The organism is Acidipila sp. EB88 (genome assembly GCF_003858395.1).
GTDB lineage: Bacteria > Acidobacteriota > Terriglobia > Terriglobales > Acidobacteriaceae > EB88.
In genome coordinates this window covers 3,081,613-3,093,405 of the sequence record NZ_QWEV01000005.1, presented here as the reverse complement: position 1 = coordinate 3,093,405, position 11,793 = coordinate 3,081,613, and the positions used below count along the sequence as shown (strand labels likewise).

Sequence of the window (11,793 nt, the reverse complement as noted above, 5' to 3'; positions counted from 1 at the left end):
ACCGACATAAGTGCATTCTTATTACTTTGTGGTGCAGCATGAGTCATCTTCGACTTACTGTCTCGATGCCTTTGATACTGCTTCGGGCTCGACCGGTGTAGCTCGCCGCGCCCCACTCACAAGTGTGTTTATAGAGAGATGGAGAGGCTATATCCACGTGCCATCGGTAACAATCAGAGGCCGCAATGATGAACTGCAACTTGTGTGGGACCGGTTTTGCTGTTTGCGCACCCACCTAAGTGGTGCTTTCAACACCTAAGCATCATTACTCAAGATATGGCATGTTACTTACTCAACCCGCCGCCTGCGCCTGTGACGGCTTGCGCACCTACTAACACGAAGGGCGCAATAAAGACCCGCACACCGCGTACGCGGAGGTGCACTAACCAGCCTTATTACAGGTTTCCTCAATGTTTAAAGGGGTTTCGCGGTATACCACCTGCGAGGTACCGGTTCCATGCGAAGACCATGAGCCTCCAGGAGCTATCCGCACACTGCGAGCCACAACGACCCGGGAGGCACATCCGCACTCATTGTGAGCACGTGCTTACCTTGTGTGCGTACCGGGCGAGCCTGGCGTGCGCACAGGCACTACGCGGGCGCGCACGCTTTGCTCAGCCTGAGACCTAACATCCTTAGCCTAGGCGACACTTGCGAGAGAATTACTTGCGAGCCTTACAGGTCATTGCTAGTTACATTTCGATGAATCGCATCCACGGCAACACCAGCACCGCGCGTTGAAAGCACGCTGGGTTGCAGCGCGTCTCGTCGTTGAAGATACGCCAGCGCTGCGCATGCGCGCGCCGTGGAACGCAGTGCTTGATTGGGGACGCAGATCTCCCCTCGCGCCCTACCCCACCCTGAAAACCGGGACATCGCAAGGCTTGGGCGTGATGCCTTCTGATGAACCTTGGGAGCCGCGCACGACCAGGCAAATGCCATCAAGACGGTAGCATTTTGGCGGCGATACCGGTGCTGGGATGGACACTGCGGGAGCAGTGCACAGGGAGGATTGTTCCCGGGGAAACACAGGCTCGGCATCGCCGGCAGCCATCGCAAATCTGGATACGTAAGGCGTCAGTGACGTTGCCGCTGACGCCTTACGTAGTTGCTAGCGGATGGTCAGCTTCAGCCCGGCGCGCTCTGCGGCCACAATGACTGTGGCGATATCACCCGACGTGTCGATGGCAACTGGCTTGCCATTCACCTCGGCCTGCGTGCCTGCAGGCTTGAACCCAAACAGCTGGATGCGGTACTGCTGCCACCACGGCGTGAAAGCCCCCTGCTGCGGCGCGACCGTGAAGGCGATGCCGCCACCCGGGGTGCGCGCGCAGGTGAAGTGGATGCGTGCGTACTGATCATGGCGGAACGCAAAACTCTTGCCGTCATCGGCGTAGACGTCACCGGTGCACGGCGCGGCAGGATCGCTGGCCGGGTACACGCGCAGCGTGAGCGGGCCCTGCGGCCGCTCCTCGGTGCTTTGCACCAGGGGAGACATGGGCACGATGCTGCCGCCGCGCACAAACACAGGCAGCGTTGCAAGCTCCGGCGTGACCATCACGGGTTTTGCCTGCGTCAGCTTATCGCGCTGTTCCTTGTCGAGCGTCTGCTGCTGGCCTGCGCGCTCGTACTGCTCACCGGTCCAGTAGTTGTACCAGGTGCCCGGCGGCAGATGTACCTCGTAGGGCGCCACCTCTTCAGGCGACGGGTTGGGCGCGACAAGCAGACTGCTGCCAAAGAGAAATTCACTGCCAGCATCCGTGTCGAAGGCGCTTCCGTCGGCATTGGCAGCTGGAAACTCCAGAAAGAGCGGCCGCATGATGGGGAGCCCATCGCGCGAGGTTTCTTCGGCCGCCGTGTACAGGTAGGGCATAAGGCGGTAGCGCTCTTCGATGTAGCGCCGACGGATCTGCTCCTGCTCGGGTCCGTCCACCCAGACCTCGTGCGCACGCGTGCCCTTGGCGGCGTGGTCGCGGTCGATCGGCTGGAAGGCAGCGAGTTCGATCCACTTGGTCAGAAGGTCAGGCGGAGGTGAACCGGCAAAGCCGCCCACATCCGCACCCGTCAGCGAAAAGCCGCTCAGCCCAAGGTTGAGGATCTGCGGCACGGTCATGCGCAGGTGGTTCCAGGTCGAGCTGTTGTCACCAGTCCAGGTGGCGGCATATCGCTGCCCCCGGCGTAGCTGGCGCGCGTCAACACAAACGGGCGCGTATCCGGGTGCAGCTTCAGCAGCCCCTCGTAGGTACCGCGCGAATTCTCCATGCCATACACGTTGTGGATCTCGAGGTGCGTAGCCGTGCGCTTCTGGAAGCCCGGCTCATCGACGCGGTGCACCACGTTGTCGGGCATCGTCTTGGACGGAACGCCGAACACGGCCGGCTCGTTCATGTCGTTCCAGAAACCCGCCACGCCTTCGTCCGAGAACTCCTTGTAGAGCGTGCCCCACCAGGCGCGTGTCTGCTCCCGGGTAAAGTCAGGAAACACCGCAGGCCCCGGCCACACCTTGCCGACGTAGGTGGAACCGTCCGGGTTCTTCACGAACTGGTCCTGGGCAGTGCCCGTGTCATAGGGGGCATAGTGGCTGTTGGGCAGGTCCGCGATATGGAGGTCAGTAATGACTACCAGGTGGAACTGGTCGGCGGCGAGCGTGTGCACCATGTCGGCGAAGTTGGGGAACTTGTCGGCGTCGACGGTGAATGGTCGATTGTTCTTCTGGAAGTCGATATCCAGGTACAGCGCGTCGGAGGGAATTTTATCGGCACGCAGGCGCTGGGCGATCCCCATCAGCTGCGACTCGGGCTCATAGGTATAGCGCGACTGCTGAAAGCCGAGCGACCAGAGAGGCGGCAAAGGCGTCGGGCCGGTCAGCCATGCATAGCTGCTGACGACCTGCTTCGGGTCAGGTCCGTAGAGCAGGTAGTAGTCGATCGGGCCGTTCTCTGAGCCGAATGCGACCTGGTTCGGGTTGGCGCGCCCGAAGTCGAAGAATGAGCGCCAGGTGTTGTCGACGAGCACGCCCAGCGTGCGGCCGTGATTGAAGTCGATAAAAAACGGGATGCTCTTGTAAATCGGGTCCGTGGATTCCTGCCAGCCGAAATGGTCCGTGTTCCACATGGTGAAGGCTTCGCCGCTGCGATCCAGTGGTCCGGGCTTGTCGCCCAGGCCGAAGAAGCTTTCCTCCGGGACACGCTGCTTGTAGAGGCGGAAGCGGTCGCCACTCCACTCGGCCGGTTTGGCGTCCTGCTGGAGCACGTGTCCCTCAAGATCCGAGACGGTCAGAGCGAGGTCATTGCCGACGGCGACACGCAGGCGCCCGGTGTGGAAGCCCGCAGCTTCCGGCGTGGTACGGACTGCGCTGGTCCGGGCGGCAGGCAGCACCGCCCACGAGGCATCTTCCGGCTGGTTGGCGCCGCGCCACATCCGTACGCGGAGCACGTCGTCGCGCAGGGCGGAAACCTCAAGCGTGACGCCATGCGCCCTGGCAATGCAGCCGTGCGGCGTGGGCTGCACGGGTTGCTGTGCCAGTGCAGGAGAAAGAGAAATGGCCGCCATATAAAGAGCCGCGCCTGCGGAGTGAACTGCACCCTTGCACATGCACACAGAAAACAGGCTCGCCCTACCTAAACACAAGGCCGGGGCGGTTAATTCTGCATCTATTCTGCTTTGCCTGTTAAGTGATTTGTTTAGAAACACTTACAGGCAGCATTAACCTGTCTATCGAGCGTCCATATCAAGCGAGTAGAGGTTAGCGGTGGCGCGCCTGGCGCGTACGACGGGCAGATTGTCGGCGGTCAGACCACAGAAGAACGAGTCAATGACATCGCCAGAGTGGAAATTTGAAAGCGTGGCGACCTCGTCGACTTGCCCGTCCGGCAGGCTGATGCGGAGGATCGGCTGGTGAGCCTTCATGAAGCCCTGCGCGTAGATCGACCGGCTATCCGAGGACCAGACCGGGTCCGCAAAGGAGCCGGAAGCCAGCTGCCGCCACTGCTGGGTGGCAACGTCGAACAGCAGGAGCCGCTTTTGGTCGATCGAGAGAGCAGCGATAAAGCGGCCATCCGGCGACCAACGCGGGCTGAACAGCTCCTCCGAGCCGGGGAGGGTTCGCACCGCTGCCGTCTGGAGGTCCACGACCTCGAGGGTGCGCGCCCCGCTTTCCTTGCCCATCAGGTCCGGCACCCTGCCGAAGGCCAAGGATCTCCCGTCCGCTGACCAGGTGGGGTCGCCTGCGTTGCGCGCCTCATGCAGGACGCGCTTGAGCGCGCTGCCGTCAGCCTGCACCAGGTAAATCTGCCAGGCCTGCCCCTGTTCCCGACCCATAAACGCAAGGCGCGTGCCGTCTGGCGACCAGCGGACCAGGAACGCCTGCACCGCATCGGGCGTGAGTTGCAACTTTTCGGTTCCATCGGGCCGAGAGCGCCAAAGACGTCCGTCGAGATCTGTCCATGCAAGCCACTGCCCATTGCGCGAGTATTCGAGCCGGTTAGCATTGTTGATCAGGGCCGCGGCCGGGGCAAACTCCCGGGTACCGGGACGATACAGGTCTACCTCCGACTCGGTGTCTACGCCGGTGAAGAAGATGCGGTGCCCGGTCGAAGCCGCGAGCGGACTCTGGAACATCATGGGGCCATCGGTCAGGCGCTCGGGAGAGCCATCGGAGTTGCCGGAAAGCCGCCACAGGTCAGACTGCATACCGTGGCTCGCCTGGAAAACAAACGAGGAGCCGTCTGCCGTCCAGACGCCACAGCACACGTTTGCGCTTTCTTTCCAGTGCTGCAGGAGCGGGCTGGGCGCGCTGCTGCCTGCGGCAAGCTGCCAGAGTGAGCGCTCGTGGGTGATGGGATCAAAGATGGTGAAGCGCAGCAGCGTGCCGTCAGCCGACCAGCGCAGCCAGAAGGCACGGCCCGGTACCCTGGCGAGGAGTTTAGTGGTGCCACTTTGGCGCTGGTCCACCAGCAGCTGGTTGCCGGCAGCAAAAAGGATATCCGAGCCATTGGGCATCCAGGTCGCATCGTGTGCGAGAACATTGGGAACCCTCTGTGCCGAGCCACCCGCCACCGGCACGATCCAAAGCGGCTGCTCGGACTCGTTGGAAAGGTGGCTGCGCAGCAGCAGCCGCGAACCATCAGGAGAAATACCCCCGATTGAAGGACCTGCAATTTCCCCAGGAATCGTGAGCTGTTCCATGCGGCCGTCGATCGCCGAGGCCTCTACCAGGCTGGGTCGGCCGTCTTCGATGGCAGCAGCGAACAGGTGCACGCCATCGGTGACGCTGGCAGGGAAGCTCTCCATATCGGAAAGCGCGGGCAGAATACGGCCACTCTGCGTGATCTGGCGCAAGGCAGGGACATGCATTGTGCGGCCCTGCCGGCCCAGCAAAAAGCCACTGCCTGCCAGGACAAGGGCGGCAACCAGCCAGGCCCAAACAGGCCAGGTGTCGGGGGTGCGCGTTCGAACCGGTTCGGCCGAAGGCGCCGTGACCAGAGTTTCGGGGGTGGCAGGCGGTGCAAGCAGCAGGTCAGAAGTGGGGAAAACGTCGACAGCCTCAGGCGTGGCTGCCTCGAGCAGCTGCTCTTGCTCCGTGCCGGGCGCAAGCAGCGGGGCCTGCTGCACCGGGAAGGTTACGGGGGCGATGAAGCGGTACCCCCGGCGCGCCAGGGTCTCTACGAAACGTGGATTGTCGGCGGAGTCGCCCAGTGCCTCCCGCAGCTTGTTGATGGCTGTACCAAGAGAATGGTCGAAGTCAACCGTGGTGTCCTTGCTCCAGAGTCGCTGCTGTAGCTCTTCGCGCCCGATCACCTCGCCGGGCCGCTCCAGCAGGACGACCAGGAGGCGGAACGGCTGGCTCTGCAGCTTGATGCGGAAGCCTGCCTTGTAGAGCTCCCCGGAAGCCAGGTCGGCCTCAAACGTCCCAAACGCAACGCGAGCCTGTGTGCTGAACATGAAAAACACTCCTCAACGAACGCCGATCGGGCCGCCCGGCTCATCCACGGACCTTGCCTCAATCAGCTTCCTGCGGCGGCACAGCCTGGGCAGGCCGCGTGGTCAAAACTCCTCCAAGCTGATGACCGGTCAGGTCTTACCGGCTGGGACACTCTCCATATGCATTGGAAGCACTTCCATGATGGCGCGACGGGAGTGCAAGTGCAAGCATGCGCCCCATCTCCTGTTTTGATAATGCCGCTAAATTACTCACCAGTCGTAACTTACCAGTTGACTATCAGTTGATGTTCAATTGAGCAAGGAAAGGTAGCGAAGGACCGTGCAATCTTGTTCTGGTTCAAGAGCACCTGAGGGGTCGGGGACAGTAACGCCACCTCATGCAAGTGATTTTTGGAGGACCACCGTAATGACGAAACACATTCAACTCAGGCACTGGGCGAGTCTGGTACTGCTGGCAGCAGTAAGCGGCGTAAGCGCAGGTGTCGCAATGGCACAGACTGACACGGGTACCGTGACGGGCATGATCGAAGATGCTTCCGGGGCCGTGTTGCCGGGCAGCATCGTAAAGCTCACAAATACCGAGACGGGCGCCGTGGTCACGGTCACAGCGACCGCGGACGGCAATTTTAACTTCCCCGGCCAGCCACGCGGCAGCTACCGGATCGAAGCCAGCCATGACGGCTTCCAGACCACTGCGCAGAACTTCACTCTGCAGGTCTCCCAGACCCAGAGCGTGGAGCTGCACCTAGCCGCCGGAAGCGTAGCCACGGTTGTGGAAGTCACGGACGCGGCACCGCTGGTCGACACCTCGACCTCCGCGGTCGGCGAAGTCATCGCCGGACGCCAGGTCACCGAGCTGCCCCTGAACGGCCGCAACTTTACCCAGCTTGCACTGCTCACCCCCGGGGTCACGCGCGGCAACTATGGCAACGGAGCCTCCGGCGTGAACGGCGATGCCGAGACCTTCCGGAACAACGAATCGGGCGGCGGCTCGCTCTCGACCAATGGTCTCCGTCCCCAGGCAAACAACTTCATTCTGGACGGCATCGATAACAACGAGTCCCTGGTCAATACCCTGGACTTCTTCCCGAACATCGAAGGCACGGAAGAGTTCCGCGTGAACACGAGCACAGCTCCCGCCGAGTTCGGCCGGGCCGGCGGTTCGATCGTGCAGAGCTCGATCAAGTCCGGCACCAACAGTATCCATGGTTCGGCGTTCGAGTTTGGCCGTTCCAGCCTGTTCGATGCCAATCCCAACCATGGCTTCATCGGCGTGAATCCCACGGCGGCGCTGCCGTTCAAGCGCAACACCTTTGGTGGCTCGCTGGGTGGCCCGTTGCTCAAGGACAAGATCTTTGCCTTTGGCGACTACCAGGGTGTGCGCGAGAACCAGCCGTTGAATGCAGAAGCGGATACCGTGCCGACCGCGCGGATGCGCACCGGTGACTTCGGCCAGTTGCTGGGCACCGCGGGTGTGACCTCGCAGCCCAGCACGACCTTCTGCCCCAACCTCACGGCGGCCCAGTACGTGTCAGGCGCCGTGTACGACCCGCTGACCTGCGCACCCTTCCCGAACAACCAGATCCCGCTGGCCCGGTTGAACGCGGCCGCTGTGAACTATCTGAATGCTTACCCGCAGCCGAACACAACGGGCACCGTCAACGGTACGGAGAACAACTACGTCACCTCGCGTATTAACACGACAAAGAACAACACCATTGACGCGCGCGTGGATGCCAACCTCGACCAGGCAGATCGCCTGTTCGCCCGCTTCACCTACGACAACAGCAACTTCACCCGCACCTCGTCGTTGCCCAACCTGCCGGCCGGCTTCGCTTCCGGACAAAACTTCGTGCACGGCCGTGGCTACGCGATCGGTGAGACACACACGTTCTCACCCAACATCTTGAACGAGTTCCGCGCCGGCTACAACCGTTACACCTTCGCAAATGTGCCGGTATTCTCGGGGACCCCGATCGCATCGGACCTCGGCATCGTGAATGCCAATCGCAACGTCAACCTTGGCGGCGGCGCACTGATCGGCGGCAATGGCAACGAGATCGACTACACCGGCGACTATGGTACCTACAAGGTTCCGGAAAACACGTACGAGCTCAATGATGCGGTGACGATCGCGCGCGGCCGCCACAATATCAAGTTCGGCGGTTCCGGCATCCGCCGGGATGTGGCCTACTTCCGCCCGATCTCGGGCAAGGGCTACTTCAACTATGGCTCTGGTGACTCCACCGGCTACGTGCCCGCGGAAATGCTGGTGGGCTTCACGGATTACTACAGCATCGGCGCGCAGAGCGGCTTCTACGGCACCAAGAACTACGAAGTTGGCGCTTTCGTGCAGGACGACTGGAAGGTCACCCAGCGCCTGACCCTGAACCTGGGCTACCGGTACCAGATCATCACCTTCCCGACCGAGATGTACAACCGAGAGTCGGCGATCAACCCTGCCAACGGCACCATCGAGTTGGCCGGCGTGAATGGTGTTCCCAAGTCGATCATCAACAACAACTTCAACAATCACGGACCGCGTTTCGGCTTTGCCTATGACGCGCTGGGCACGGGCAAGACGGTGCTGCGCGGCGGGTACGGCCTCTACTACTTCCTGGATCGTGGCGGCATCGATAACCAGCTGGGTCAGCAGGTTCCGTACGGCGGCAGCGTCAACTACACCGCGGCACAGGGGTACCGCGTTACCTTCACGGGCCAGGCGCCCAAGGGACAGAGCAGCAATGCCAATGCGACGGCTGCCCTTCCCCTGCCTGGATTCCCCAACTTCGACGCAAACAATCCGCCGACCGGCGTCAACGGCTTTGCCGTGGAAAGCACGGAGAAGCTGCCAAGCGTTCAGCAGTACGACCTGCAGGTGCAGCAGCAACTCGGCGCCAAGACGGTCATCACGGTCGGCTACGTCGGCAACAAGGGGACGCACCTCTCCACTGGCTATATCCAGAACACCAACCCGCTCGGTACGCCGGCCGGTACGCCAAACCCGTTCCCGAACCTTGGTGAGGAGTATCTCAACAAGACCGACGGCGTGTCGCACTACAACAGCTTCCAGACCCAGCTGAACTACACGGCCGCAAAAGGCCTCGTATTCACAAGCTCCTATACCTGGTCGCACAACATCGACAATACGGATGGCTTCCTCGGGCTGTATGCGGGCAGCGATCTGTACACCTTCAATCACGCGCTGAACAAGGGCAATTCGACCCTGGACCAGCGGAACGTCTTTGTGGCGAGTGCGCTGTACGATCTGCCGTTCGGTCACGGACACGAGTTTGGCCAGCACTGGGGCCGTGGACTGGAGCTGGCCGCAGGTGGCTGGCAGCTGAACACGATCGTGAGTGCGCAGACCGGCTCACCTTTCACCGTGACGGGCACGCTCGGCAATGGCAGCACCTACGATCTGCGTGCGAACGAGACCGGTGGCTACCCCATCACCCACAGCGTGTTGAGCCAGCCCTACCTGGTAAAGGCGGATTTCAGCTCGCCAGCAGCAGGGACGGAAGGCAACACGGGCCGCAACCAGTTCTACGGTCCGGGTCTTGCTGAAGGCGATGTTTCGCTCTTTAAGACACTGCAGCTTACGGAGCGATTCGGCGCGGAGCTTCGCGCCGAGGTCTACAACGTGACGAACACGCCGCAGTTTACGAATCCCGACTCGACCGTGACGGACGGCACCTTCGGCCAGATCACCGGCACGCGGGAATACTCAGAACGGCAGATGCAGATGGCAGTCCGCTTCAAGTTCTAAACACTGCATCGTTGTTGATCACCCGGGGGCGTCGAATGGTCTTGTACCATGCGACGCCCTTCTTTTCGCGCTGCGCTTTTCTGCGCGCAGGCTCCAGGAGTTTTCGTATGCGTTCCTTGTTTTCTCTACGTCCGTCGGTATTTTCCTGTTCACGGCAAAGCGTGCTGGCCCTGTTTTTCGCGTCGATCGCTGCCCTGCCAGGGCTGGCAGCCACGCCCCAGGCGAGCACGCCCGATGCGCCGGTGATCGTGCGCATCGATCCCCCGCAGTGGTGGGTCAACATGCCGGCGGCGCTGCTGCTGGTCAATGGAGACCACCTGGAAGGCGCTACATTCACAGTGAGTGACCCATCGCTCGCTGTAAGGGCGACGCATGTTTCTGCCAACGGACACTGGGCCACACTGCAGCTGGCGGCGTCGCCTGCTGAAGCAGAGACCGTGCGCATTGAAGCAGCAACCGCCCACGGCAAGACAACGGCGACCTTCGCCTTCGACAAGAGGCGCGCGGCCAACGATGGTATGGCTGGGTTCTCCTCGAAAGACGTGATGTACCTGATCATGACGGACCGCTTCGCCGACGGAGATCCGGACAATGACGGAGCAAACCACCAGGAAGAGCGGGCAAACGCGCGCGGCTGGCATGGTGGCGATCTGCGCGGCGTGCGCGAACACCTCGACTATCTCCAGGGCCTCGGCATCACCACGGTGTGGATCACGCCGGTGTACCAGAACCATGGGCGGTCCAGCTATCACGGCTACGGGGCTACAGACCTGTACGCGGTGGACGAGCACTTCGGCAGCCTTGCCGACCTGCGCGCGCTCGCCGACGCCCTGCACAAGCGCCACATGAAGCTGGTGCTGGACACAGTGCCGAACCACATTGGTCCGGCGCACCCCTGGGTGGAAGACGAGCCGGAGCCGGACTGGTTCCACGGCACCAAGGCCGACCACCACAAAGCAGTGGGCGAGTTCGCACCGCTGGTCGATCCGCATGCGGCCTGGCGCGATCAGAGAGACATTCTTGAGGGCTGGTTCGCCAACACACTCCCCGACATGAACCAGGAGAACCCGGACGCTGCGAAGTACCTGACGCAGAACGCGATCTGGTGGGTGGAACAGACGGGCGCGGACGGATTGCGGATCGACACCTTTCCCTATGTCGGCAGGCCTTTCTGGCATGACTTCCACGCCAGCCTGCATGCGCTTTACCCCAACTTCACCTCGGTGGGCGAGGTGTTCAACAGCGATCCGGTGGTGACCTCGTCGTATGCCACTGGTGTTGCGCGTCACGACCTGAATGGCTCGGTGGATACCGGTCTGACAACTCCGTTCGACTTTCCGACGTACTTCGCCATGCGCGATGTGCTGCTGCACGGCAAGCCCATGACGCAGCTGGCCGGCGTGCTCGGGGAGGACTCGTTGTATCCGCACCCGGAGCAGCTTGTTCCCTTCTTCAGCAATCACGATGTGAAACGCTTTTTAAGCGAAGACGGGGCGACGCCGGACAAACTGAAGCTGGCGTTCGCGATCGTGTTGACCATGCGTGGCATGCCGGAACTCTACTCCGGTGATGAGATCGCGATGACCGGCGGGGATGATCCGGACAACAGGCATGACTTTCCCGGCGGGTTTGCGGGGGACGCGCAGAGCGCGTTTTCCCCGGCGACGCGCACCGCGCAGCAGGCGGACATGTACAACTGGGTGAAGCAACTGCTGGCGCTGCGTGCGCGATATCCGGAGCTGAACGCGGGCGATGAGCAGGTGCTGCATGCAGACCAGAGCGTGCTGCTCCAGGTGCGCGGGGCGCGCCTGGCACAGGGCTGCGAAGGCACAATGGGCCGCATGCTGGTCGCGGTGAACGATTCGGATGCGCCTCAGACTGTGTCGCTCGAAACCGCGAACACGGCACTCGCCGGTTGCAAGGCAGGTCCCCCGATTCTCGGTACGGGTTCGCTGCAGGCTGGCGCCAACGACGTGCAGCAAATCACGGTGCCTCCGGGCACTACGTTGATGCACTGGCAGTAAAAAGCCTTGTTCCACGCATGAAAGCCGAGGCCTGGGGATCCTGATTCCCGGGCCTCG

4 protein-coding genes and 1 pseudogene are annotated in these 11,793 nt (G+C 62.0%); 2 read left to right on the top strand and 3 right to left on the bottom strand.

Features of this window, described 5'->3' with window-relative positions; genetic code table 11:
* Positions 1 to 1,111: 1,111 nt before the first annotated feature.
* From D1Y84_RS18475 to D1Y84_RS13230, 3 genes and pseudogenes are all read right to left on the bottom strand, one after another.
* A complete protein-coding gene (locus tag D1Y84_RS18475) occupies positions 1,112 to 1,498 on the bottom strand; it encodes a DUF5110 domain-containing protein (RefSeq protein ID WP_233581580.1) in 387 nt (128 codons plus the stop codon).
* 63 nt (positions 1,499 to 1,561) lie between these two features.
* Positions 1,562 to 3,420 (bottom strand): annotated as a pseudogene (locus D1Y84_RS13235) (TIM-barrel domain-containing protein); the annotation flags it as partial.
* Between the two features lie 294 nt (positions 3,421 to 3,714).
* A complete protein-coding gene (locus D1Y84_RS13230) occupies positions 3,715 to 5,943 on the bottom strand; it encodes a winged helix-turn-helix domain-containing protein (RefSeq protein ID WP_124849113.1) in 2,229 nt (742 codons plus the stop codon).
* A 487-nt stretch (positions 5,944 to 6,430) separates the two neighbouring features.
* Between D1Y84_RS13230 and D1Y84_RS13225 the strand changes: the two genes are divergently transcribed.
* Together D1Y84_RS13225 and D1Y84_RS13220 are read left to right on the top strand one after the other, a co-directional pair.
* Positions 6,431 to 9,712, top strand: a complete 3,282-nt coding sequence (locus D1Y84_RS13225; RefSeq protein ID WP_233581403.1) for a carboxypeptidase regulatory-like domain-containing protein — start codon at positions 6,431 to 6,433, stop codon at positions 9,710 to 9,712.
* A 107-nt stretch (positions 9,713 to 9,819) separates the two neighbouring features.
* Positions 9,820 to 11,736 (top strand): alpha-amylase family glycosyl hydrolase, encoded by a 1,917-nt coding sequence (locus D1Y84_RS13220; RefSeq protein ID WP_233581402.1) that lies wholly within the window; start codon positions 9,820 to 9,822, stop codon positions 11,734 to 11,736.
* Positions 11,737 to 11,793 lie beyond the last annotated feature (57 nt).

What these genes read in the sequence shown, in the direction of transcription:
- D1Y84_RS18475 (WP_233581580.1), bottom strand. Translation starts at nt 1,498, where the DNA reads ATGTCTCCCCTGGTGCAAAGCACCGAGGAGCGGCCGCAGGGCCCGCTC.
- D1Y84_RS13230 (WP_124849113.1), bottom strand. Translation starts at nt 5,943, where the DNA reads ATGTTCAGCACACAGGCTCGCGTTGCGTTTGGGACGTTTGAGGCCGAC.
- D1Y84_RS13225 (WP_233581403.1), top strand. Translation starts at nt 6,431, where the DNA reads ATGGCACAGACTGACACGGGTACCGTGACGGGCATGATCGAAGATGCT.
- D1Y84_RS13220 (WP_233581402.1), top strand. Translation starts at nt 9,820, where the DNA reads ATGCGTTCCTTGTTTTCTCTACGTCCGTCGGTATTTTCCTGTTCACGG.